The sequence below is a fragment of the Streptomyces sp. NPDC030814 genome (genome assembly GCF_055572155.1).
The window spans coordinates 51,136-74,102 of record NZ_JBVIDX010000009.1; the positions used below are offsets into that span (position 1 = coordinate 51,136).

Below are 22,967 nucleotides of genomic sequence, written 5' to 3' on the forward strand. Positions count from 1 at the left end.
CAGACGAGGTTCGGCGGTCGGCTTCAGCCCGGCGCAGCGGTCACGCCCCCCACCCCGCCTGCTCCCCGCCGACCCGCTCTTCGACGATCTTCGCGGCCCACCCGGACCGGCGGTACGCCCCCATCGGATCGGGGTCCAGCCCCATCTCCTCCCGCACCTCGGCAAGCAGTGGCCGCACATCCGTGTTGTACGCGTCCATCAGCACGGCGTTGGCCTCCAGTACGTCACCGGCCCGCTGAGCGGAGCGAAGTGCCTCCCGGTCCACCAGCAAGGCCTTCGCCGTGGCCTCCTGGACGTTCATCACCGACCGGATGATCGCCGGGATCTTCGCCTCGATGTTGTGGCACTGATCGAGCATGAACGCGACCTCGGGAGTGAAACCGCCCCCGCGCACCACCTCGTACATGATCCGGAACAGCTGGAACGGGTCGGCGGCCCCGACCATCAGGTCGTCGTCCGCGTAGAAACGTGAGTTGAAGTCGAACGCGCCGAGCTTCCCCTCACGCAGCAGCGTCGCCACGATGAACTCGATGTTGGTGCCGGGCGCGTGGTGCCCGGTGTCGACAACGACCTGCGCCTTCGGTCCGAGCTTCAGGCAGTGGGCGTAGGCGGTGCCCCAGTCCGGGACGTCGGTCGTGTAGAAGGCGGGCTCGAAGAACTTGTACTCCAGCAGCATCCGCTGCCCGTCGCCGAGCCGCTCGTACACCTCGGCCAGCCCCTCGGCCAGCCGGTCCTGCCGTTCGCGCACATCGTCCTGGCCGGGATAGTTCGTGCCGTCCGCGAACCACAGCTTCAGGTCGCGGGACCCGGTCGCGTCCATGATGTCGACGCACTCCAGCAGGTGGTCGACGGCCTTGCGGCGGACCGCCGCGTCCGGGTGGCAGATGCTGCCCAGCTTGTAGTCGTCGTCCTGGAAGGTGTTGGAGTTGATCGCGCCGAGCCGCACGCCCCGCTGCTCGGCGTGTTTCGCCAGAGCCGCGTAGTCGTCGACCTTGTCCCACGGGATGTGCAGGGCCACCGTCGGGGCCACGCCCGTGAACTCGTGCACCTTGCCGGCATCGTCGAGCTTCTCCCACGGGTTGCGCGGCACACCCGCCTGGGCGAACACCTTGAAACGGGTTCCGGAGTTTCCGTACGCCCACGACGGCGTCTCGACGGCCTGTGTCTTGAGGGCGGCCTTCACCGCGGCGAGCTCGGTCACGTCAGGGCTCCTACCGGCTTTGATGTCTGAAACGATTCAGCACGGGAAACTATGAGCGGCTCGTCCGACTGTCAACCCCCCAGGTCAAGACCGTTGGCCGTGACACTGTTGTGACCTCTTCGGTCGAAAAAATTTCGACCGGAACCCATTGACGTGACCTGCGTGGGGTGCCTAACGTCCCGGCAACCTAGTTGAAACCTTTCACGACGCAGCGAGGGCCCGCCCTCCGCCACCGGCGTCGTCGAGGAGCCCCCATGACTGACCGGTCCGACACGGGTCCGGCCCCCGTTCTCGCGCTGAAGGGCATCTCCAAGTCCTTCGGCGCCGTACGCGCCCTGCGGGACGTGTCCCTCGAACTGTTCCCGGGCGAGGTGCACGCACTCGCCGGTGAGAACGGAGCGGGCAAGTCGACCCTGATCAAGACGCTCGCCGGGGTGCACCGACCGGACTCCGGTCAGGTGCTCCTCGACGGAGCGCCCACGGTGTTCCACGGTCCGGCCGACGCCCGCGACGCGGGCATCGCCGTGATCTACCAGGAGCCCACGCTCTTCCCCGACCTGTCGATCGCCGAGAACATCTTCATGGGCCGGCGGCCCCGGCGCACCCTCGGCCGGATCGACCACAAGGCCACCCACGCGGCGACCCTCGCCCTGATGCAGCGGCTCGGCGTCGAACTCGACCCCGAACGCCCGGCACGCGGCCTGTCCATCGCCGACCAGCAGATCGTCGAGATCGCCAAGGCCCTGTCCTTCGACGCCCGTGTCCTGATCATGGACGAGCCGACGGCGGCCCTCACCGGCAGCGAGGTCGCCCGCCTCTTCGGAGTCGTCCGCACCCTGCGCGACCAGGGCTCCGCCGTCCTGTTCATCTCCCACCGCCTGGAGGAGATCTTCCAGATCTGCCGGCGGGTCACCACCCTGCGCGACGGCGCCTGGATCTCCAGCGAACCCGTCGACGGCATGACCGAGGACGACCTGGTGCGCCGCATGGTGGGCCGCGACCTGGAGGAGCTGTACCCCAAGCAGGAGGTCGAGCCCGGCGAGGTCGCCCTGAGCGTGCGCCGGCTGACCCGCGAGGGCGTCTTCACCGATGTCTCCTTCGACGTCCGCCGCGGCGAGATCGTCGGCCTGGCCGGCCTCGTCGGCGCCGGCCGCACGGAGGTGGCCCGAGCCGTCTTCGGCGTCGACCGCTGGGACGCGGGCGAGGTCGCCGTCGACGGGAAGCCCCTCACCAACGGGGCGCCCTCCACCGCCATGTCCGCCGGGCTCGCCCTGGTCCCCGAGGACCGCCGTGCCCAGGGCCTGGTGATGGACATGTCCATCGAACGCAACATCGGTCTCACCGGCCTCAGGACGACCGTGAAGGCCGGCCTGGTGGACCGCGGCGCCGAACGCAGCCGCTCCCTCGACTGGGCGGTCAAGCTCCAGGTGAAGTACGCGCGTCTCGCGGACACCGTCAACACACTGTCCGGCGGCAACCAGCAGAAGGTCGTCCTCGCCAAGTGGCTCGCCACCGGACCCAAGGTGCTGATCGTCGACGAGCCCACCCGCGGCATCGACGTCGGCACCAAGGCCGAGGTGCACCGCCTCCTCAGCCGGCTCGCCGCCGACGGTGTGGCGGTCCTGATGATCTCCTCCGACCTGCCCGAGATTCTCGGCATGGCCGACCGCGTGCTCGTGATGCACGAGGGCCGGCTCACCGCCGAGATCCCCCGCTCCGAAGCCACCGAGGAAACCGTGATGGCCGCAGCCACGGGGAGGGCAGCCGCATGACGTTGACCGCCCCCGAGAACACCCCCGTCGCCGAGGTGCCCAGGTCCAGCGGCACCCGGCTCGTGGACCGCGTCTTCAAGATGCGTGAACTCGCCATCCTGGCCGTCTTCGTGGCGATGATCGTCATCACCCAGCTCGGCAACAGCGAGTTCCTCACCGAGCAGGGCATCAAGGACCTGCTGCTCAACGCGACCATCCTGGTGCTGGTCGCCGTCGGCCAGTCGCTGGTCGTCATCACCCGCAACGTCGACCTGTCGGTCGGCTCCACGCTCGGCATCAGCGCCTTCGCCGCGGGCACCTATCTCCAGGGCGGCGGGAACGCGGTCGTGGCCGTGCTCCTGGCGGTCCTGACGGGCATCGGTTTCGGCCTGCTGAACGGCCTGCTCGTCAGCCTCGGCCAGGTGCCCGCCCTCGTCGTCACCCTCGGCACGCTGTACATCATCCGCGGCATCGACTCCGTCTGGGTCGGCTCCCGGCAGATCGTCGCCTCCGGCCTGCCCGACGGGTTCGTCGACTTCGGCTCCGGCGGCATCTCCGCGGTGCCCTACCTCGCCCTGATCGCGCTCGTGGTCCTGGTGGCGACGGCGTACTACCTGAAGCACTTCGGCAGCGGCCGCGAGCTGTACGCGCTCGGCTCCAACCCCGAGGCCGCACGCCTCGCCGGCATCCCCGTCCGCAAGCGGATCCTGGTCGCCTACACCTTCTGCGGCGCCCTCGCCGGCCTCGCGGGCGCCCTCTACCTGGCCCGCTTCGGCAACGTCGACTCCGGCACGGGCACCGGGTACGAACTGACCGTCGTCAGCGCGGTCGTGGTCGGCGGTGTCGTCTTCACCGGCGGCTCCGGCAGCGTCTACGGGGCCGCGCTCGGTGCCCTGCTGCTGACGTCCATCAACAGCGTCCTGCCCGCCCTCGGCGTCAGCTCGGTGTGGGTGCTCGCCATCAACGGCGTCCTGCTCATCCTCGCCATCGCCGTGGACCGCGTGGTCGCGCTGCGGGTGGCGACCGCCCTGAAGAAGAGGAACGCCCGCCATGGCTGACTCCACCCTGTCGCGCGGGATCGGCTGGTCCGCCCTGAAGAGGTGGGATTCCGCCGTCGGCGCCCTCCTGATCGTCGTGCTCCTGCTGTCCTTCTCCACCGTCGACGGCTTCGGCAACGCGCTCAACCTGTCGTTCCTCATCGGCAACACCCTGCCGATCGCGCTGATCGCCCTGCCGATGACCCTGCTCGTGGTGTCCGGCGATATCGACCTGTCGGTCGCCTCCACGGCCGGTCTGTCCGGCGCGGTGATGGGCGCCCTGTGGAACCAGGGCATGACCATCGAGGCCATCATCCCGGTCTGCCTGGCCCTCGGCGTGGTCTGCGGACTGATCAACGGCCTGCTGGTCACCCGGCTCGGCCTGTCCTCCCTCGCCGTCACCATCGGTACCCTCGCCGCCTACCGGGGCATCGCGCAGATCGTGCTCGGCTCCGACGCGGTGACCGACTTCCCCACCCAGTACCTGGACTTCGCGGCCGGCCGCATCGGCGACAGCTTCGTCCCGCAGGCCCTCATCCCCTTCCTGGTACTGCTCGTCATCGCCGTGATCGCCCTGCACGCCACCCCGTTCGGGCGCTCCCTGTTCGCGATCGGCGCCGGCGAGGAGGCCGCGCGCTTCACCGGCATCCGTGTCAAGCGCCAGAAGCTGATCCTCTTCACCGTCACCGGTCTGATGGCCTCCCTCACCGGGATCTTCTGGGCCCTGCACTACGCCAGCGCCCGGTACGACAACGCGACCGGTCTCGAACTCTCCGTCATCGCGGCCGTGTTGCTCGGTGGCATCGACTTCGACGGCGGCAAGGGCACCCTCGGCGGCGCGATCGCCGGAGTGTTCCTCCTCGGCACCCTCCAGAACGTGATGAGCCTGCGGGACGTCTCCGCCCAGTCGCAGATCGTCGTCACCGGTGTCCTGCTCGTCCTCTCCGTGCTCGGCCCCCGGGTCGCACGTCAGATCTCCGTCGCGAGGGCCGGCCGCGGCGCGGCCTCAGCGCCGGTTCCCAAGGCGCCCACTCCAGCCCCCTGACGGCTGGGCCCCCACCGCCGATCCGCACACCCGCCCGTCCCTCCGTATCCAAGGAATCCTCATGCGCAAGGCAACTCTCCGTCGATCCTGTGCGGCGCTCGCGGCCGTCACCTCCTTCGCCCTCGCGGCCACCGCCTGCGGCGGCACCACCAAGGAGGACGTCAAGAAGGACGCCGCCTCGGCGAGCGCGACCGGCAAGGCCGACCCGAACGCCGAGCTGAAGAAGGGCCTGACGGTCGGCTTCCTGCCCAAGCAGGTCAACAACCCGTACTTCACCTCCGCCGACAAGGGCGGCGAGGCGGCCCTCAAGGAGCTTGGCTCCAGCTACAAGGAGGTCGGTCCCTCCAGCGCCACGGACACCTCCGGCCAGGTGAACTACGTCAACACCCTCACCCAGCAGCAGGTCGACGCCATGGCCGTCTCCGCGCAGGACCCGGGCGCCCTGTGCACCGCGCTCAAGCAGGCCATGAGCAACGACATCAAGGTCGTCACCTACGACTCGGACACCAAGCCCGAGTGCCGCAACGCCTTCGTCTCGCAGGCCAGCGCCGAGGACCTGGGCCGTACCGAGGTCCAGCTGCTCGCCGAACAGATCGGCTACAAGGGCGAGATCGCGATCCTGTCGGCCGCGCAGACCGCGACCAACCAGAACACCTGGATCGAGTTCATGAAGGACGAGCTCAAGCAGGACAAGTACAAGAACATCAAGCTCGTCAAGGTCGTCTACGGCGACGACGACGCCCAGAAGTCCTTCCAGCAGACCCAGGGCCTGCTCCAGGAGTACCCGAACCTGAAGGGGATCATCTCCCCGACCACGGTCGGCATCAAGGCCGCCGCCCAGTACCTGTCGGGCTCCAAGTACAAGGGCAAGGTCAAGCTGACCGGCCTCGGCACCCCGAACGACATGCGCAAGTACGTCAAGGACGGCACCGTCGAGGGCTTCGAGCTGTGGGACCCGGCGAAGCTCGGCGAGCTGGCCGCCCGCACCGCGGTGGCGCTGGTCTCCGGCCAGATCACCGGTAAGGAGGGGGAGACCTTCACCGCCGGTGACATGGGCGAGTACACCATCGGCAAGGACGGTGTGATCAACCTCGGCAAGCCCACCGTCTTCACCAAGGAGAACATCGACAAGTTCGACTTCTGACCGGTGGACGGCCGGGCGGAACCCCCGGCCGTCCGATCCCCCGATCGTCCGAACGCGACACAGCCACCCCCTCACCCCCAGGAGCGGTATCTCATGCAGCGCGTCTGCTTCCTGCTCAAGGTCCGCGAGGACCGGATCGACGAGTACCGCGAGCGGCACGCCGCCGTGTGGCCGGAGATGCTCGAAGCGCTCTCGGCCACCGGCTGGCACAACTACTCCCTCTTCCTGCGCGACGACGGCCTCCTCGTCGGCTACCTGGAGACCGAGGACTTCCAGGCCGCCCTCGCCGGCATGGAGGCCACCGAGGTCAACGCCCGCTGGCAGAAGGAGATGGCGCCGTTCTTCGAGTCCCTCGACGGCGCCCGCCCCGACGAGGCCATGAAGCCCCTCACCGAGGTGTTCCACCTGGCCTGAGCCCCCGCTCGACCGGCCCTCCCCCTCCCCATTTCGCACGACAACGGAGTCCCCCGAGATGAAGAGACGTACGCTGCTCGGCGCCGCCCTCACGAGCGCCGTGGTGACCCCCGCCCTCGGCTCCGCCGCCCGCGCTGCCGACCCGGGTCCCTCGGTCGGCCAGACCGGCAGCACCCTGCTGGACAGCCAGGCCATCTACTTCGTCTCCTACGACGGGCTGGTCAACAACAACTCGTTCCAGAAGAACGGCCTGCTGACCTACAAGGGCTACCAGTACGCCGTCTGGTACACCGCCGACCGCAACGCCGTCGTCGGGCGCCGCGCCCTCGGCTCCGCCACCTGGTCCACCGTCAAGGTCGGCCACACGCTGCGCTACAACGACTCCCACAACGTCATCTCCATGGGCGTCTCCGAGGTGGACGGCCGCCTCCACCTCAACATGGACTCCCACAGCGACGGCTTCACCTACGTCAAGTCCGTCGCCGGCCTCATGGACAACCCGGCCGGACTGAGCTGGACCACCAGCCGCTTCGGCGCCCCGCAGTCCACCCTCGACGGGCTCGCCCTCACCACGCAGTTCACCTACCCGCAGTTCATCTCCACCCCCGAGGGAAACCTCCAGCTGAGCTACCGCGCCGGCATCTCCGGCAACGGACGCAACGCCCTCGCCGAGTACAACGGCACCTCCTGGACCAACCTCGGAGAGTGGACCAGCTCCACCGGCACGTACACCAGCGAGCACGGCTCCAGCACGGCCCGGAACATGTACCTGCACGGCATCGACTACGACCGCAACGGCCGCCTGCACGCCATGTTCACCTGGCGCGAGCAGAACGGCGCCGTGATGTGCAACAGCGGCGGCATCACCAACCACGACACCGGCTACGTCTACTCCGACGACCGCGGCCGCACCTGGCGCAACAACGCCGGTACCGTCGTCGGCGTCACCGGCGGCTCCGACCGGGTCTCCGTCAACGACGCGGGCCTCGTCGTCGACCCGCTCAACCCCGACCACTCGCTGATGAACCAGGAGAGCCAGACCACCGACTCGGCCGGCCGCCCGCACGCCATCATCAGCTACGTCCCGGGCCGTTTCGGCCAGTGCACCACGAACTACGTCGCCGACCGGACCGCCAACGGCCGCGCCTTCCTCGTCCGCAAAAGCTCCTCCGGCGCGTGGGCGAAGACCGAGATACCGGTGCCGCTGAACTCCAGCCAGCGCACCAAGCTGGTCCTGGACAAGTACGACAACGCCTATGCGATCTTCCCGTTCGGCCGGATCGCCGGTGCCTCGGTGGCCACCGGGCACACCGACTGGAGGATTCTGTTCGACGGCTCCGGCCTCAACGCCTTCGGTGAGGTCGTCGTCGACGAGACCCGGATCGCGCAGGACAATGTCCTGTCCGTGATGTACCAGGTGAAGTCCAGCGGAACCACGCCGTCGGCGCTCCGCGTCATCGATTTCGCCCTCCCCGCCTGAATCCCGTACGACGGGAGCGTTCCTGCGCGACACGGCCATTCCTGTGGTGGCCCGAAGGTAATGTGAACGTATGCCCGCCGCTCCGCACCTTCCTGGAGGTCCCCACCCCATGGCCCAGTCGGTGGGTATCAAGGACGTCGCCGCCGCCGCCGGAGTCTCCGTCGGCACGGTGTCGAACGTCATCAACCGGCCGGACTCGGTGGCCTCCGGGACCCGGGCCCGGGTGCTGGCCGCCATCGACCGCCTCGGCTACGTCCGAAGCGAGTCGGCGCGTCAGCTGCGGGCCGGGCGGAGCCGGATCATGGGACTGCTCGTACTCGACATGGGCAACCCCTTCTTCGTCGACGTCGCGCGCGGTGCGGAGCGGGCCGCGCGCGACGCCGGGCTCGGCGTGATGGTCTGCAACAGCGCGCAGAGCGCCGGCGAGGAGTCCGAGTATCTGTCGCTCTTCGCCGAGCAGCGCGTCCGGGGCGTGCTGCTGACCCCCGCCGACGCGACCGGACGCAACATCGAGGCGTTCCGCCGCCACGGCATCCCCTTCGTCCTCGTCGACCGCGTCGCCGAGGGCACCACCGAGTGCTCGGTGTCGGTCGACGACGTCGCCGGCGGCGCGCTCGCCGTACGGCACCTGGTGGACGCGGGCCACCGCTCCATCGCGTACGTCAGCGGCCCCTCGGGCCTCAACCAGGTCCGCGACCGCCGCACCGGCGCACTGAAGGCGCTGGAGGAGGCAGGCCTCGGCCCGGAGGCCCTGCGGGAACTGCCCACCGAGCGCCTCGACGTGGCGGCCGGCCGGGACGCGGGAGCCCGTCTCCTCGGCCTCGCCGAGCGTCCCACCGCCGTGTTCTGCGCCAACGACCTGCTCGCCCTCGGCGTCCTCCAGGCCATGTACGCGGCCGGTGTCAGCGTCCCCGACGACCTCGCCATCGTCGGCTACGACGACATCGAGTTCGCCGCCGCGGCCGCCGTCCCCCTCACCTCCGTGCGCCAGCCCGCCGTCACCATGGGCGCCCTTGCCGCCGAGCTGCTCCTGGAGGAGACCGAGGCCGACACCGCGCCGACCCCGCACGAGCACCGCCGGGTCGTGCTCCAGCCGGAGCTGGTGGTGCGCCGCTCCAGCCTCTCGGCGCGCTGAGCGACCGTTCAGCCGCCGCACGGCGACACCGATGCGTGTCCCGACCCGGGAGTCGGCGGGATTTTCTTGATCCACGGGCTCGGCCGGGCGGAGAATCTGTGCTGGACTGGATCATGGCCTGGAATCCGTCCGCGCAAGGAGCCCCGTTGTCCGTCAGCTACCGGCAGCCCGGTGTCGTCCTCACCGACCGCCGCTTCACCGTCCCTCTCGACCACCACGACCCGGCGGGGGAGCGGATCGAGCTGTACGGGCGTGAGGTCGTCGCGAGCGACAAGGCCGGCCGGGACCTGCCCTGGCTGCTCTATCTGCAGGGCGGCCCCGGCTTCGGCGCGAACCGGTTCGTCGGCCGCCAGGCGTGGCTCGACCGGGCCCTGAAGGAGTACCGGGTCCTGCTCCTCGACCAGCGCGGCACCGGCGCCTCCACCCCGGCCAACCGCCAGACGCTCCCGCTGCGCGGCGGCCCCGGGGAGCAGGCCGACTACCTCGCCCGTTTCCGCGCCGACTCCATCGTCCGCGACTGCGAGGCCATCCGCCGAGAGGTCACCGGTGGCGCCCCCTGGACCGTCCTCGGCCAGAGCTTCGGCGGCTTCTGCGCGGTCACCTATCTGTCCTTCGCCCCCGAGGGGCTGAGCACCGCCGTCATCACCGGCGGGCTGCCCTCCCTCGACGCGACCGCCGACGACGTCTACCGGGCCGCCTACCCGCGCATCGAACGCAAGGTCGCCGCCCACTACGCCCGCTACCCGCGGGACGTCGAGCGGGTCCGGCGGATCGCCGAGCACCTGCTCCAGCACGAGGTGGTCCTGCCGAACGGCTACCGGCTCACCGTCGAGGCGTTCCAGTCGCTGGGAATCATGCTCGGCCGCTCCGACGGCAGCCACCGGCTGCACTTCCTGCTGGAGGACGCCTTCGTCCGCACCCCGCAGGGCCCCGCCCTCTCGGACGCCTTCCAGGAGGAGGTCCAGGGACTGCTGTCGTACGCGGGCCACCCGCTGTACGCGCTCCTCCACGAGGCGATCTACGGGCAGGACCCGGGCCCCACGGACTGGGCCGCGGAGCGGGTCCGCGCCAAGTTCCCGCAGTTCGACGCCGCCAAGACCCTCACCGGTGACGGCCCTGTGCTGTTCACGGGCGAGTCCGTCCACCCCTGGATGTTCGAGAACGACCCCGCCCTGCGCCCGCTGCGTGAGACGGCCGAGGACCTGGCGGAGGAACGGGGCTGGGGGCCCCTCTACGACCCGGACCGGCTCGCCGTCAACGAGGTGCCGGTCGCCGCCGCGATCTACCACGACGACATGTATGTCGACACCGCCCACTCGCTGGAGACGGCCCGGGCCATTCGAGGCCTGCGCACCTGGGTCACCGACGAGTTCGAACACGACGGCGTACGGGCCGGAGGGTCGCGGGTCCTGGACCGGCTGCTGGCGCTGGCACGCGACGAGGAGTGACGATGTCCGACGCACCGACCGACCAGCTCCTGCCCCTGCCGGACGACTGGCGGCGCGCACTCGCTGTGGTGGCCCACCCGGACGACCTCGAATACGGCTGTTCGGCGGCGATCGCCGCCTGGACCGACGCCGGACGCGAGGTGGCGTACGTCCTGGCCACCCGGGGTGAGGCGGGCATCGACACCCTGGAGCCCGCGAGGTGCGGCCCGCTGCGCGAGCGGGAGCAGCGGGCCGGTGCGGCCGTCGTGGGCGTCTTCGAGGTCGAGTTCCTGGACCACCGGGACGGCGTCATCGAGTACGGCACCGCCCTGCGCCGGGACATCGCCGCCGCGATCCGCAGACACCGCCCCGAACTGGTGATCACCCTGAACCACCGCGACACCTGGGGCGGCACCGTCTGGAACACCCCCGACCATGTCGCGGTGGGCCGTGCCACCCTGGACGCCGCCCAGGACGCCGGGAACCGCTGGATCTTCCCGGACCTCGTCGACCGGGGCCTGGAGCCGTGGGACGGAGTCCGCTGGGTGGCCGTCGCCGGTTCCCCGCACCCCACCCACGCCGTGGACGCGACCCCCGGCCTGGACCGCGCCGTCGCCTCCCTCCTCGAACACCGCACCTATCTGGAGACGTTGACCCAACAGGACCCCGAGACCTACGCCCGGGACTTCCTCACCAGCCACGCCCGGGCGGCGGGCGAACGCTTCGGCGGGACCCCGGCCGTGGCCTTCGAGGTGTTCCCTCGCTGAACGGCGCGTCCGGCCCCGGTCCGGCGTCGTTAGGGTGAGCCGTATGGAACGAACATCCGGTGATGTGCTCAACCCGAAAGCCCCGCGAGACCCGCACTCTCCGCAGGACCCGCCCGCCCCGCACGACCTGCGGGCCGACTGCGGAAACTGCTTCGGGCTGTGCTGTGTGGCACTGCCCTTCGCCGCCTCGGCGGACTTCGCCGTCGACAAGGCCGCGGGGAAGCCGTGCGGGAACCTCCGGGACGACTTCCGGTGCGGTGTCCACACACGGCTGCGGGACGAGGGCTTCACCGGCTGCACCGTCTACGACTGCTTCGGCGCCGGACAGAAGGTCTCGCAGGTCACCTTCGGCGGCCTTGACTGGCGCACGGGCGGCCGTGAGCACGCCCGCCGGATGTTCGACGTGTTCCCGGTCGTACGCCATCTGCACGAACTGCTCTGGTACTTGACCGAGGCGCTGACGCTGCCCGCCGCCCGCCCGGCGCACGCCGAGGTCCGCCGGGCGCTCGACGAGACCGAGCGACTGACCCGGCGCACGGCCGAGGAGCTGGCGGAGCTGGATGTCGCCGTGCACCGGCAGCGCGTGAACGAGGTGCTGCTGAAGGTCAGCGACCTCATGCGGGCGGGCGCGGGACGGGGGAAGAACCGCAGGGGAGCCGACCTGATGGGCGCGCGTCTCAAGGGCGCCGACCTGCGGAAGGCGAACCTGCGCGGCGCCTATCTGATAGCCGCCGACCTGACGGGAGCCGATCTGCGCGGCGCCGATCTGATCGGCGCGGACCTGCGCGACACGGACCTCACCGACGCCGACCTGACCGGCGCCTTCTTCCTCACCCAGCCGCAGATCAACGCGGCCCGGGGCAGCGCCGGCACGCGCCTCCCGGGGTCAGTCACCCGCCCCGCGCACTGGGCAGCCTGACGCGGACGCCCCGGCCTCCGCGCCTTCGACCGCACCTCCGGTGCCCGGGCCCCGTGCGGTGTCGGCGGCCTCGGCCCGCCCCTCCGCCCGCCGCTCAAGGCGCAGCCGCAGCCCCTCCGGCATCAGCGTCAGCCGCTCGGTGACCGTCAGCCGGTACGCCGGGTCCGGCCGCAGCTCGTAACGGCGCAGCAGCAGCCCCAGCACCAGGGTGGCCTCGTGCAGCGCGAACTGGCGGCCGATGCAGGCCCGTGCCCCCGTGCCGAACGGCTTGTAGGTGTGCGGGGGCCGCGCGCGGACGGCCCCCGCGTCGAAGCGGTCCGGGTCGAACGTCTCGGCGTCGGCGCCCCACACCTCCGGATCCCGGTGCAGCATCGTGGTCAGCACCAGCGCCCAGGCGCCCCGCCGCATCGGATGGACACCGCCGAGCACGGTGTCCTCCCGGGCTTCCCGTGAGTAGGCGGGCGCGGTCGGCCACAGTCGCAGTGTCTCGTCGAGCACCCGCCGGACGTAGCGCACCTTGGCGACCTGGTCGTATGCGGGCCTGGCCGTGTCGCCCCACACCCGGTCCACCTCGGCGCGGGCGCGCGCGGCGAGCTCGGGGCGCAGGGCGAGGTAGTGCAGGGCGAACGACAGGGCGCCCGAGGTGGTCTCGTGCCCGGCGATCAGGAAGGTGATCACCTGGCGGCGCACGTTCTGCGCGGACAGCCGCTCACCGGTCTCCGGATGCGCCGTCTCCAGCATCCGGTCGAGCAGGTCTCCGGCGCCACTGCTCCCGCCGGCACCGGACGACCTGCGTGCGCGTACCACCGCGTCGACCGTGTCGTTCAGGAACGCCATGTCCGCGGTGTTCTGCCGGGCGGCGGCCCGCAGCAGCAGCGGCGCCAGTGGGTCGGGCACGATGTTGCGGCGCTGGGCGTAGGCCAGGACGCCGACCATCGCGGAGACGAAGGGGTGCGGGCGTTCGCGCTCGAAGGAGCCGAAGTCATGGCCGAACCCGGTCCGGGCGATCGTCTCCAGGGTCAGCTTGGTCATGTCGCCGGGCACGTCCACGGACCGCCCGGCCGCACCCGCCCGGTCCCAGTGGTCGATGAGCCGCTCGGTGACGTCGAGCATCATCGGGTGGTACCCGGCCATGGCCTCCCGGCTGAAGCCCGGGGCCAGGACATCGTGGGCGAGCTGCCAGTTGGGCTCGTCGTTGTACGCGGTGAACAGCCCGTCCCCGGCGACCGGCCGCAGATTGGCGACCCCCAGCCCCACATGCTTGGCGAACCGCGACTCGTCCGCCATGTCGGCCGCGAGACCGGCGCCGCCCACGAAGACGATCTCCTTGCCGAACGCCTTCCGCCGGAAGATCGGCCCGAGCCGTCGGCCGAGCCGCATGGAGTCCTGGAGCGGCGTACGGGGGTGGGAGCCGAGGGCGTCGCCGATCAGGGGCAGCCGGTGCGGCGGATGCGGTATCCGGTGGAGCTCCGGCCAGCCCAGCTCCGCGCTGCGGAAACCCCTGGCGGCCGTGATCCCCGTCGTCCCGGTCATGGCACCGTCTCCCTTGTGGGCAGGCCCCGTCGAAGCTGTTGCACTCGGGTTCAATAACGCGCCCAGTCTCGACCCGCTGTTGAACTCGCGTCAAGTAAGGTGACGTCATGACAGCCAAGCAGGGGGAGCGCCCGCGTCGCCGGCTCAGCACCGCCGAGCGGCGGGAGCAGCTCCTCGACGTCGGGGCCCGGCTGTTCTCGGAAAGCCCGTACGACGACGTGTGGATCGAGCAGGTGGCCGAGATCGCGGGCGTCTCGCGGGGGCTGCTCTACCATTACTTCCCGAACAAGCGGGAGTTCTTCGCGGCCGTCGTGGAGTGCGAGAGCGAGCGGATGCTGCGCACGATGACCCCGGCGCCCGGCGGCTCGGCACGTGAGCGGCTCACCAACGGGCTCGACGTCTTCCTCGCGTATGTCGAGGAGCACTCCCACGGCTTCCGGGCCTTCCACCGGGCCGACGCCACCGGCGACCAAGTCGTGCGCAGGGTCTACCAGCGGGCGCTCGCCGCCCAGGAGGCGCAGATCCTCCAGGCGCTCGCGACCGACGCGGAGTTCGGGGCGGCGCTGGACGGGCGGGCCGGGACACGGCTCGCCGTACGGGGGTGGCTGTCCTTCACAACGGCCGTCTGCCTGGAGTGGCTCCGGGGCTCGGAGCTGTCGCGGGAGCAGGTGCGGGACCTGTGTGTGCGGGCGCTCTTCGGGGTCCTCGCTCCCTGACCGGAAGTCATTGCCTTCCGGTCGGGGTCCAAGGAATCGGCGGGTGCCGGTTGGCGTGCGCCCGGATCTTCGATAGCTTAGGCAAGGCTTACCTAAGGGAGGTTTGGGATGGCTGACCGTCACACCTGGACGGCCGCGCCCGCCGCGGCCGAGCGTGCGCGCTCGGTGCTCGCGGCGGCGTGGTCCTGCGCGGTGACCGCCGAGGGCGGCCGCGAGGAGTTCGTCGGCGCGCACACCGTCACCGAGGACGGCCGGGTGATCCTGTGCGTCCCCGAGGACAGCACGCTCGTCGCCGCCGCGATCTGCGCGCCGCGCGGCGAGCCGTCCGCCGTGCTGGAGTTCGCCGACGTGTCGCCGGTCCCTGTTCGCAACCGAGTCCGGGCCAGGCTCTGGCTCGCCGGCTGGTTCGCGCCCAAGGACGGCGACCTCGCATTCCGGCCCACCCGGATCGTGCTGCGCGAACCGTCCGGCGCGGTCGTGGTCGACCTCGACGACTTCGCCGCCGCGGCACCCGACCCGCTGGTCACGGCCGAGCCCCGGCTGCTGACCCACCTCGCCGACGCCCACCCCGACGCCGTCGAGCGACTCACCCGGCTCGTCCCGCACGACACCCTGCACGGCGCCGTACGCGTCCAGCCGCTCGCCGTCGACCGCCACGGCCTCACCCTGCGCATCGAACGGGCCCGGACCAACGGCGACGTACGTCTGACGTTCCACAAACCCGCCGACGACATGGCGCAGCTCACCGAGCGCATGCACGTCCTGCTCTCCCAGGCGAGCGCCGCGTCCTGCCCCCGCGCCCTACAGCGGCAGCGCGCAGACGGCGACGGGTGACGAGAACGCCTCGCCCGCGCGCCGCAGTCCACCGGAGTCCGGATCGACCTGGAAGACACTGACCGCGCTCGACCGCTGGAGCGCGGCGAACAGCAGACCACCGTCGGGGGAGAGGGCGATCTGCCGGGGGAACTCCCCGCCCGCCGGCACCGTGTCCAGCAGCCTCAGCCGGGCGCCCCGCGCCTCGACCGCGTACCGCGTCAGGCTGTCGTGCCCCCGGTTGGCGAGATACGCGTACGCGCCGTTCGGCGTCACCACCAGCTGCGCCGGATAGTTCGTGCCGGACCCCGTCCCCGTGGACTGGGGCTCGCCCGGTGTGAGCCGGCCGCTGTCCGGGTCGTAGGCACAGACCACGACAGTGTTGTCGACCTCGTTGGCCAGGTAGGCGTACCGGCCGTCGGGGTGGAAGGTGAGGTGCCGGGGCCCCGCGCCCGAACGGGTCCGAGCCCGCGAGACCTCGCTCAAGGTGCCCCGGCTCTCGTCGAGACGGTACGTGTACACCGTGTCCGTGCCCAGATCCACGGCCAGGACGTGGCCGCCGTCGGGGCTCGTGACGATCTGGTGCGCGTGCGGGCCCTGCTGCCCCGGGCCCGGTGCCGGGCTGCGGTGCACGACCAGGTCCGTGCGCTCGCCGAGGGCCCCAGAGGGCTCGACGGGATGTACGGCGACACTGCCCGTGCCGTAGTTCGCGCTCAGCAGCCACCGCCCGCCGGGGTGCACGGAGAGGTGGCACGGGGCCTCGCCGCCGCTGCTCCGGGTGCCGAGGACCTTCCGGTCGGACAGCCGCACCGCGGTCACCCCGCCGTCCGCGCGCTCGTTCACGGCGTACAGCGTCCGGCCGTCCGGATGGACCGCGAGATACGACGGATCGCCGACACCGCTGATCGTCCCCCGGCCGGTGATCCGGCCGCTCCGGGCGTCGTACGTCGCCACGCCGATACCGGTGCCGCCGCCTTCCGCCGACGTGTACGTACCGAGGAACAGTGGGCGCGGGCCGGTGGGGGAGGGTGCGGGGGAACGCGCCTGAGCCTCCGTCGCCTCGGCGCTCGCCGAAGGCGAGGAGGGCGAGGTGCCGGTGGTCCCGCCGGTCCCCGAGCACCCCGCCAGGGACGCCGGTACCGCCGTCGCCGCCAGCATGCCCAGAACACGGCGCCTGCTCCAGCCGCCGGGCTCCCGCCCCGCCTCACTCGTCATCCGTCGCACCCCAGGTGTCGCCGTACCGTCCGACACCACCTTGACGGCTACGAGCGGCCCGACGCAAAAAGACGGACGGCGGACGTCGCGCGCCATGCGACGTCCGCCGTGGAGGAGTACGGGGAGGGCCTGGTCCGCCCTGTCGCGGCCCCGCGAGGGCCACGATCCCGGGCCGGCCTGTCCGGCCGCTACCAGTCGCCGTCCTGGATCGGCCGGCCCGGGGCGTCGCCCAGCGGTTTGATCTGGCCGGGGGCGGGCGGCTGCCAGGGGTCGAGGTCGGTGCCGAGCCAGTCGCCGACCGGCTTGACCGCGCCGAGCGCGTCGGCGGGCTCGACGTCGTGCCCGTCCTGGTCGTAGTAGTCGAACCAGGGGAGCCCGGCGTTGGTGTAGGCCGCGCGGTCCACCGGCGACGGCGGCGGGGCCTCACCGGTGATCCGGCGCCACTCGGGCGGGGTGACGAGGTGCACGAAGACCCGGCCGGCCGGCTGCTCCGCCCAGCTGCCGCGCGGCCAGGTGTCCTGGTAGACCTCCTGGCGCATCGAGCCGCCGACACCGAGCCCCATCGCGGCCGGCGCCCGCGGCGGCACCGCCGCGCGGGCCGCGGGCGCGGCGCCGGGAGCCGCCATCGGGAACGCGGCACCCGGAGCCGTCGGGCCGCCGCCGGGAGCCGGGGGAGGCAGGGGCGCGCCGCCGGGCGGCGCGGCCATGGGCGCGGGCATCGGGGCGGCGCCAGGCGGCGGCATCGGGACCGGGCCGCCGTAGCCGCCGACCGGCCCGATGTTCCGCTCGCGCGCGGCCCGCTGCCGCTCCGCCTCCCGCCAGACGGCGAGCTGGGTGTCGTTCAGCGGGAACGACTGCAGCTGCACCCCGCCGAACACCTCCTCACCGGTGACCTGCCCCTCGACCGTCGCACCGAGCCCGAGCGGGACCGCGACGAACTGACGGACGGTGCCCTTGCCGGAGTTGATGCCGTCGAGCCACGGCTGACGTGGCAGCACCACGTAGTTCTGCGGCTTCCGGCTGAGCCGGTTGGTCCACGGTTCGCCCGACACCGCGCACACCTTGCCGACACCGACCTGGAGCGCGGCCGGTTCCAGGGAACCGCCGAAGTGCAGCCACATGGCCTCACGGAGATACACGGGGAGCATCACCCCGCCGCGCGCCCGCATCTCCTCGGGGGCCGTGTGCGGATAGTCCTCGACCCGGCGGATCGGGAAGTCGCCGAGCCCGGGCGGAAGCTGGTGCGTACCCGTCTCGGGCAGGCGCAGCGTGCGGATGAAGCGCACCCGCACACCACCCGGCAGGTGAAGTGTCGTCCCGTCGATCCGCACGGTGCCGTCGGCCATTCCGTACGCTCCCCTCGTCATCGCGTCGTGCTGTGCTCCCTAGTACGTCCAGGGGGGCCGGACCGGTTCCGCCGGGAGGCAAGCGCGATGCGCAGGCGGTCACGCAGACCGGTGAGGCGTGGGGAGCGCTCGCGCTGTTCACGGGTGCAGCGGTCGAGTTCCTCCAGCAGCCGCTGGGAGCGGTGCTCGGTGTCCAGCTCGTCCAGTATGCGGTTGACCTCGGTCAGCACGGCACCGTGCAGCTGCCACTGACTCGAGTCGCGCCGGATCTCCTCCAGCAGCAGCTGGGCGAGCTTGTCGCGGGTCGCGACGGCCGTGGACAGCTCGGCGGCGAGGCGGTCCTCCGCCGACTCGGCGCTGCGGCTGACATCGGTGGTGACGAGCACCGCGAAGCTGACCACCGCGTCACCGATCTCGCCGAGCAGCCGTTCGAGGGTCGCCCCCACCTCGGCGGAGAACAGCGGGCTGGGCTCCCGCTCGCGCGCCAGGTCGGTGAGGGTACGGGCCAGCACGCGCAGCACCACCGTGCAGATCTCCAGCGTGTCCAGGCCGGTGCGCAGCACGACCCGGTGCAGCAGCCCCTCCCGGACCCGTGGATTGAGCTTCAGACTGTCCTCGGCCTGTTTGAGGGCCGCGTCCACCTCGACGATGTCGAAGTCGAGCTCACGCGCCTCGTGCAGCCGTGCCGCCGCCACCTCGAAGGCGGGGCGGCCGGCGGCCTCCTCGCCGACCCGGATCATGAGCTGCCGCATCCGGCGGGCCAGGTCCTCGATGGACTCGCCGGCCGCCTCCACCCACACCGGGGGAGCGAGCAGCAGGTTGAAGGCGAGTCCGACGACGGCGCCGATCAGCGTTTCCAGGACCCGGGTCCACGCCGTGTCACCGACCCTGGTCACCCCGAGCACCAGCATCGCGCTGATCGCCACTTCGGGTACGTACTCGCTGACCCGGACCAGATGACCGACGGCCAGTGAGGCGAGGATCAACAGGGCGAGGCTCCACCAGGTCAGGCCCACCAGCACACTGAAGCCGATGGCGACGACGACGCCCGCGACCACCGAGTTCACCCGGCGGATGCCGTTGGTCAGGGTGGCGTAGAGGGTGACCTGGACGACGAGCAGCGCGGTCAGCGGGGCGGTCAGGGGCGCCGACGACGTGCTGAACTGCAGCGCCACCACATAGGCGACCGAGGCCGCGGCGGCCGACCGCACCGACTGGACGACCACCGGATCCTGTCGCCACTTGGACACCCGTGTGCTCGCCAGGGTCCACACACCACGTACGTCTTGCATCCTTGCGCTGTTCCCCTTGCCGGTCGCCGGACTCCTGACCGAGGACCCTAATCACCGAAACGATTCGGCAGGAGAAGGGGGGTGCCCGCTTGTCCTGCGGTTTCGCCCCACCGGCACGCGGCTCAGTCGTACAGCTTGTCCAGGAATGCGGACAGGTGGCCGACCGTCCGGGCGATCTGCTCCTCCGTGGTGAGGCTCTCCTCGAACCTGCTGCCGGTGTCGAGGGCCTTCTTTCCCCGTACGTACAGGGAGCACGCCAGGTCGGCGCACATGTACACCCCCACCGAGTTTCCCTCCCGTCCGGCCGCGCCCGCCTTGCGGGCCGTCATCAGCGAGACCCCGCTGCCCCGTTGCGTCGTCAGGCACAGCGAGCACATGCTGCGGTGCAGGAAGCCGCGTTGCGCGGAGGGGAACCGCAGGGTGACTCCGACGGGCCGGCCGTCGCGTTCGGTGACCAGATAGCTGCGGTCGGGCGCTCCGGGATCGCGCCAGCCGAGGAAGTCCAGGTCGTCCCATGGCCGTTCGTCGAGGTCGCGGGGCAGGGAGATGCGCTTCGCCTCGCCCTTGGAGCAGTTGATGAACGAGCTGCGGATCTCCTGCTCGGTGAGCGGCTTCATGACGGTCCTCCAGAAGAGCGGTACGACGAGTGCTGCAAAAGCCCAAACCTAGGGTCACTAGGTTCTGGCCTAAGCTACTCAGAACTTCCGGGGAGGGGCCAATGGATTTCACCGCCGCGCCGGGGCGGGCGGCCGCACCCCCGGAGCCAGGGCTCCGAGGGCACAGGTGCGAGCCACCACTTCCGTACGGCCCGTGGCGGCCCCGCGGGCGGACGGACGGCCGCCGCAGGTGGCAGCTGACGCCGTCGACGGTGCGGCCGGTCTCCCGGGCGGCCCGCGCGCTGGTCGCGCCGCCGGCCGGCAGCGCCAGGATGCGGGCCCCGGTGGGACTCACCGGGGGAGCGGCGGAGGTGCGCTGGAGGACCTGATCGCCTCCGGCCGCCATGCGGAGGGCGTCCACGCGGCTGGATGACCGATGTGAACCGTGGGGCCCACCTGGCACAGTGGCCGGGGTATGTCCGGATGCGAACGAAGGGGGACCGCGGTGGACGCGGAGGAGCGCGCTCGGCTCGTACTGGCGGCGGCGGGACTGCCGCCCGAGAGCCTCGCCGAGCGGCTGGCGCTCGGCGGCGGCACGTACAACACGGTCGAGGGACTCCGCCTCACCGACGGCACCCGGCTGGTGCTCAAGGTCCCCCCGCCGTCCACCGTCCCCGGTCTGTCCCACGAGCATGACCTCCTCATCGGCGAGGCCGCGTTCTGCCGGGCGGCCGGGACCGTCGGCGTCCCCGCACCGCGTGTGGTCGGCGCCGCCTTCGACGAGACCGCGCCGACGGGCCGCCACGTCCTGCTGTCCCACTGTCCCGGCGCCGGGTGGGATGGGCTGACGCCACATCAGAAGTCGGTTCTGCGGCGCGAGTTGGGCGGTCTGGTGGCCCGGCTGCACCAGGTCACCGGGCCGGGCTTCGGCTATCCGACCGGTGCCCTCGGCCCCCTCGCCCCCGACTGGCGCACCGCCTTCACCGCCATGTACGACGCCGTGCTCGACGACGCCCGCCGCTACGCCGCCTGGCTGCCCCGGCCCGTCGACGAGGTGGCCCGTACCGCGAAGTACGCCTACGACGCCCTCGACGAGGTGACCGTGCCGAGACTGGTCCACTTCGACCTGTGGAACGGCAACATCCTCGTGGAGCACGGCGCCTCGACCCGAGTGGGCGGTCTGATCGACGGCGAGCGCATGTTCTGGGGTGACCCGGTCGCTGACTTCGTGTCGCTCGCGCTGCTCGGGGACATCCGGCAGGACGCCGACTTCCTGGCGGGCTATCAGCAAGCGGGAGTGGAACCCCACTTCTCGGCCTCCGCCGCCCGGCGCTACGCCCTCTACCGCAGCTACCTCTACCTGATCATGCTGGTCGAGACGGTGCCGCGCGAGGCGGACGAGGACGACGTCGCCTGGCGGCGGGAGCTGGTCGCACCGCAGCTGACATCCGCCCTCGACGAACTGGCCGGCCGGGTCTGAGGACCCGAGGTTTCAGCCGACCGGTACGCGGTACTCGCGCGCGGTGCACGAAAGGAAGGGAGCACGCCGTGACCGATCACAGGCTGGAGGGTCCCGGCGAGAACGGCGACCCGATACCGAGGGACCTGCCCGACCAGCAGGCGCACACCGGCGAGGACCCCTGGGAGGTGGCTCCCGCGCAAGGCACCGGTGGCGCCGAGGACGACGACGCGTCCGGCGAGACAGCCACCGACGTGCCCGACACGGACGAGGCGGGCACCGGACGACAGGGCGCGCCCCGCTCCGGCGGCGTCAACCCCGAGCAGCCCGTCCCCGACGAGCCGTCCGGCTGATCCGCGGGGCCGTGCGGCCGCCCCGCTAAGCAGTGGGCCCCCCATGGCCGCCCACGGCGCACAGAACGCCCACGGCGCACAGAACTCGGCGCCTCCCCGGTGGGACCCGGGGAGGCGCCGTCATGTTCGCGCCGAAGGCGTCAGTCCCACGCCGCCGAGGCCGGACGAACGGCGGGCGGGGCCTGCTCAGCCCACCTTCCGCCCCCGAAGCGGTTCCGTGTCGGCGCCGGCCCCCTGCCGCAGCCCCTCCAGGAACTCCTCCAGCACTTCCACGGCCGTCCGCTCGGGCCGCCAGTGCAACTCGTCGCGTGCCCGGCTGCAGTCCATCAGCGGCAGCCGCACCACCGCGTCGAAGAGGTGCGGCGAGGCGGGCAGCAGCCGCAGGTTCCACGCGGCGGCGACCGCCGACCGGACGGCGGCCCGGGGCAGCCGCATCGGACGCGACCCCGTCATCTCGCCCAGCAGTCCCGCGTCGACGGGCGGCTCCGCCGCCAGGTTGAAGGCGCCGCGCACATCGGAGTGGAGCGCCAGCCGGTACGCGTGGGCGGCGTCGTCGGTGTGCAGCGCCTGCACCCGCAGCCCCGGAATGTCGGGCATGAACGGCAGCAGCTCGGGCCGGGCGAGCGGCCCCGGCAGGAAACGTCCGCCGAAGATCCGGCGCTGCTCGCTGGCCGACTCCCGCTTGAACAGGAACGCCGGCCGCATCCGCACCACCCGTACCTCGGGGTGCTCGTACTCGAAGGAGTCCAGGGCGCGCTCCAGATAGGCCTTCTCCCGGCAGTACGCGGCGTCCGGCCAGCCGTGCGTGGGCCATGACTCGTCGACCGACCGGTCCTTCGGGCCCGGCGAGTACGCGCCGACCGACGAGGCGTGCACCAGGGCCGGGACCTTCGCCGCCGCCACCGCCTCGAAGATACGCATGCTGCCGAGCACATTGGTCCGCCAGGTGGAGGCCGGGTCGTGCGTGGGCTGGAACGCCCACGCGAGGTGCACGACCGCCGCCGCCCCCTCGAACTCCTTCGTCAGATCGGCGTCCTCGGACCCCAGGTCCACGGCCGACCACTCCGTCTTCTCGGGCGACCAGTCCGGAACCCGACGGGCCAGGCCCCGCACGTGTCCGACCCGCGCGTCCTGCGCGAGCAGTCGTACCAGGCTCGTTCCCACATTGCCGGTGGCGCCCGTGATCACGATCTTGTCGCCGGACTCTCCGTTCACCGCTGACTCCTCTCGCGCTGCGACTCCCAGGGGCCGCGCACGAGTACCCGGACGCCGCCGATGCACGCAGCGGCCCGTGCCGGCCGGCCGAATCCCGCGGTGCCGGGAC

The 22,967-nt window shown here is 71.6% G+C and carries 21 protein-coding genes; 14 read left to right on the top strand and 7 right to left on the bottom strand.

All coding sequences use genetic code 11. The features are described from left to right. Positions 1 to 40 precede the first annotated feature (40 nt). Positions 41 to 1,201, bottom strand: a complete 1,161-nt coding sequence (gene rhaI / locus ACZ43N_RS20280) for an L-rhamnose isomerase (protein WP_468099117.1) — start codon at positions 1,199 to 1,201, stop codon at positions 41 to 43. 254 nt (positions 1,202 to 1,455) lie between these two features. Between rhaI and ACZ43N_RS20285 the strand changes: the two genes are divergently transcribed. The 10 genes from ACZ43N_RS20285 to ACZ43N_RS20330 all read left to right on the top strand — a co-directional run bounded on the left by ACZ43N_RS20285 (position 1,456) and on the right by ACZ43N_RS20330 (position 12,320). Continuing rightward, complete coding sequence (locus ACZ43N_RS20285) at positions 1,456 to 2,973, top strand: sugar ABC transporter ATP-binding protein (RefSeq protein WP_468099119.1); 1,518 nt, start codon at positions 1,456 to 1,458, stop codon at positions 2,971 to 2,973. Next, the gene (locus ACZ43N_RS20290) at positions 2,970 to 4,010 is read left to right on the top strand and encodes an ABC transporter permease (protein ID WP_468099121.1); all 1,041 of its coding nucleotides are present in this window, start codon (positions 2,970 to 2,972) and stop codon (positions 4,008 to 4,010) included. The genes ACZ43N_RS20285 and ACZ43N_RS20290 overlap by 4 nt, the downstream gene beginning before the upstream one ends. Continuing rightward, positions 4,003 to 5,034: an ABC transporter permease gene (locus ACZ43N_RS20295; RefSeq protein WP_468099123.1), complete on the top strand. Its 1,032-nt coding sequence runs from the start codon at positions 4,003 to 4,005 to the stop codon at positions 5,032 to 5,034. Before ACZ43N_RS20290 ends, ACZ43N_RS20295 begins: the two co-directional genes overlap by 8 nt. A 61-nt stretch (positions 5,035 to 5,095) precedes the next feature. Then, entirely contained in the window at positions 5,096 to 6,178 is a 1,083-nt protein-coding gene (gene rhaS / locus ACZ43N_RS20300; RefSeq protein ID WP_468099125.1) for a rhamnose ABC transporter substrate-binding protein, read from the top strand. A 93-nt stretch (positions 6,179 to 6,271) separates the two neighbouring features. Beyond that, entirely contained in the window at positions 6,272 to 6,592 is a 321-nt protein-coding gene (locus ACZ43N_RS20305) for an L-rhamnose mutarotase (protein ID WP_468099127.1), read from the top strand. Between the two features lie 58 nt (positions 6,593 to 6,650). Beyond that, a complete protein-coding gene (locus tag ACZ43N_RS20310; RefSeq protein ID WP_468099128.1) occupies positions 6,651 to 8,072 on the top strand; it encodes a BNR repeat-containing protein in 1,422 nt (473 codons plus the stop codon). A gap of 109 nt (positions 8,073 to 8,181) precedes the next feature. After that, positions 8,182 to 9,207 (top strand): LacI family DNA-binding transcriptional regulator, encoded by a 1,026-nt coding sequence (locus tag ACZ43N_RS20315; protein WP_468099130.1) that lies wholly within the window; start codon positions 8,182 to 8,184, stop codon positions 9,205 to 9,207. Between the two features lie 146 nt (positions 9,208 to 9,353). Beyond that, entirely contained in the window at positions 9,354 to 10,655 is a 1,302-nt protein-coding gene (locus ACZ43N_RS20320) for an alpha/beta fold hydrolase (protein ID WP_468099132.1), read from the top strand. Positions 10,656 to 10,657: 2 nt separating this feature from the next. Continuing rightward, positions 10,658 to 11,401 (top strand): PIG-L deacetylase family protein, encoded by a 744-nt coding sequence (locus ACZ43N_RS20325; protein WP_468099134.1) that lies wholly within the window; start codon positions 10,658 to 10,660, stop codon positions 11,399 to 11,401. A 43-nt stretch (positions 11,402 to 11,444) separates the two neighbouring features. Then, positions 11,445 to 12,320: a pentapeptide repeat-containing protein gene (locus tag ACZ43N_RS20330; protein ID WP_468099136.1), complete on the top strand. Its 876-nt coding sequence runs from the start codon at positions 11,445 to 11,447 to the stop codon at positions 12,318 to 12,320. Here ACZ43N_RS20330 and ACZ43N_RS20335 read toward each other — a convergent pair. Beyond that, positions 12,288 to 13,853: a cytochrome P450 gene (locus tag ACZ43N_RS20335; protein WP_468099138.1), complete on the bottom strand. Its 1,566-nt coding sequence runs from the start codon at positions 13,851 to 13,853 to the stop codon at positions 12,288 to 12,290. The genes ACZ43N_RS20330 and ACZ43N_RS20335 overlap by 33 nt on opposite strands. Before the next feature lie 107 nt (positions 13,854 to 13,960). Between ACZ43N_RS20335 and ACZ43N_RS20340 the strand changes: the two genes are divergently transcribed. Continuing rightward, a complete protein-coding gene (locus ACZ43N_RS20340) occupies positions 13,961 to 14,569 on the top strand; it encodes a TetR/AcrR family transcriptional regulator (RefSeq protein ID WP_468099139.1) in 609 nt (202 codons plus the stop codon). A 108-nt stretch (positions 14,570 to 14,677) separates the two neighbouring features. Further along, positions 14,678 to 15,403, top strand: a complete 726-nt coding sequence (locus ACZ43N_RS20345; protein WP_468099140.1) for a DUF2470 domain-containing protein — start codon at positions 14,678 to 14,680, stop codon at positions 15,401 to 15,403. Here the strand turns inward: ACZ43N_RS20345 and ACZ43N_RS20350 are convergent. The 4 genes from ACZ43N_RS20350 to ACZ43N_RS20365 all read right to left on the bottom strand — a co-directional run bounded on the left by ACZ43N_RS20350 (position 15,371) and on the right by ACZ43N_RS20365 (position 19,852). Next, the gene (locus ACZ43N_RS20350) at positions 15,371 to 16,597 is read right to left on the bottom strand and encodes a lactonase family protein (RefSeq protein WP_468099141.1); all 1,227 of its coding nucleotides are present in this window, start codon (positions 16,595 to 16,597) and stop codon (positions 15,371 to 15,373) included. The genes ACZ43N_RS20345 and ACZ43N_RS20350 overlap by 33 nt on opposite strands. Before the next feature lie 188 nt (positions 16,598 to 16,785). Next, a complete protein-coding gene (locus tag ACZ43N_RS20355; RefSeq protein ID WP_468099143.1) occupies positions 16,786 to 17,943 on the bottom strand; it encodes a hypothetical protein in 1,158 nt (385 codons plus the stop codon). Between the two features lie 17 nt (positions 17,944 to 17,960). Beyond that, a complete protein-coding gene (locus ACZ43N_RS20360; protein ID WP_468099145.1) occupies positions 17,961 to 19,235 on the bottom strand; it encodes an FUSC family protein in 1,275 nt (424 codons plus the stop codon). 122 nt (positions 19,236 to 19,357) lie between these two features. Then, on the bottom strand, positions 19,358 to 19,852 hold the full coding sequence (locus tag ACZ43N_RS20365) for an FBP domain-containing protein (protein WP_468099146.1): 495 nt from the start codon (positions 19,850 to 19,852) through the stop codon (positions 19,358 to 19,360). A gap of 484 nt (positions 19,853 to 20,336) precedes the next feature. On the opposite strand from ACZ43N_RS20365, the gene ACZ43N_RS20370 reads away from it, so the two are divergent. Both ACZ43N_RS20370 and ACZ43N_RS20375 read left to right on the top strand, forming a co-directional pair. Next, positions 20,337 to 21,311: a phosphotransferase family protein gene (locus tag ACZ43N_RS20370; RefSeq protein WP_468099148.1), complete on the top strand. Its 975-nt coding sequence runs from the start codon at positions 20,337 to 20,339 to the stop codon at positions 21,309 to 21,311. Between the two features lie 68 nt (positions 21,312 to 21,379). After that, complete coding sequence (locus ACZ43N_RS20375) at positions 21,380 to 21,643, top strand: hypothetical protein (RefSeq protein WP_468099150.1); 264 nt, start codon at positions 21,380 to 21,382, stop codon at positions 21,641 to 21,643. Positions 21,644 to 21,829: 186 nt separating this feature from the next. Here ACZ43N_RS20375 and ACZ43N_RS20380 read toward each other — a convergent pair whose 3' ends face one another. Continuing rightward, on the bottom strand, positions 21,830 to 22,858 hold the full coding sequence (locus tag ACZ43N_RS20380) for an SDR family oxidoreductase (protein WP_468099151.1): 1,029 nt from the start codon (positions 22,856 to 22,858) through the stop codon (positions 21,830 to 21,832). Between the last annotated feature and the right edge of the window lie 109 nt (positions 22,859 to 22,967).

Coding starts and splice junctions, on each gene's coding strand:
- ACZ43N_RS20285 (WP_468099119.1), top strand. CDS start 1,456: ATGACTGACCGGTCCGACACGGGTCCGGCCCCCGTTCTCGCGCTGAAG.
- ACZ43N_RS20290 (WP_468099121.1), top strand. CDS start 2,970: ATGACGTTGACCGCCCCCGAGAACACCCCCGTCGCCGAGGTGCCCAGG.
- ACZ43N_RS20295 (WP_468099123.1), top strand. CDS start 4,003: ATGGCTGACTCCACCCTGTCGCGCGGGATCGGCTGGTCCGCCCTGAAG.
- rhaS (WP_468099125.1), top strand. CDS start 5,096: ATGCGCAAGGCAACTCTCCGTCGATCCTGTGCGGCGCTCGCGGCCGTC.
- ACZ43N_RS20305 (WP_468099127.1), top strand. CDS start 6,272: ATGCAGCGCGTCTGCTTCCTGCTCAAGGTCCGCGAGGACCGGATCGAC.
- ACZ43N_RS20310 (WP_468099128.1), top strand. CDS start 6,651: ATGAAGAGACGTACGCTGCTCGGCGCCGCCCTCACGAGCGCCGTGGTG.
- ACZ43N_RS20315 (WP_468099130.1), top strand. CDS start 8,182: ATGGCCCAGTCGGTGGGTATCAAGGACGTCGCCGCCGCCGCCGGAGTC.
- ACZ43N_RS20325 (WP_468099134.1), top strand. CDS start 10,658: ATGTCCGACGCACCGACCGACCAGCTCCTGCCCCTGCCGGACGACTGG.
- ACZ43N_RS20330 (WP_468099136.1), top strand. CDS start 11,445: ATGGAACGAACATCCGGTGATGTGCTCAACCCGAAAGCCCCGCGAGAC.
- ACZ43N_RS20335 (WP_468099138.1), bottom strand. CDS start 13,853: ATGACCGGGACGACGGGGATCACGGCCGCCAGGGGTTTCCGCAGCGCG.
- ACZ43N_RS20340 (WP_468099139.1), top strand. CDS start 13,961: ATGACAGCCAAGCAGGGGGAGCGCCCGCGTCGCCGGCTCAGCACCGCC.
- ACZ43N_RS20345 (WP_468099140.1), top strand. CDS start 14,678: ATGGCTGACCGTCACACCTGGACGGCCGCGCCCGCCGCGGCCGAGCGT.
- ACZ43N_RS20350 (WP_468099141.1), bottom strand. CDS start 16,597: ATGACGAGTGAGGCGGGGCGGGAGCCCGGCGGCTGGAGCAGGCGCCGT.
- ACZ43N_RS20355 (WP_468099143.1), bottom strand. CDS start 17,943: ATGGCCGACGGCACCGTGCGGATCGACGGGACGACACTTCACCTGCCG.
- ACZ43N_RS20360 (WP_468099145.1), bottom strand. CDS start 19,235: ATGCAAGACGTACGTGGTGTGTGGACCCTGGCGAGCACACGGGTGTCC.
- ACZ43N_RS20365 (WP_468099146.1), bottom strand. CDS start 19,852: ATGAAGCCGCTCACCGAGCAGGAGATCCGCAGCTCGTTCATCAACTGC.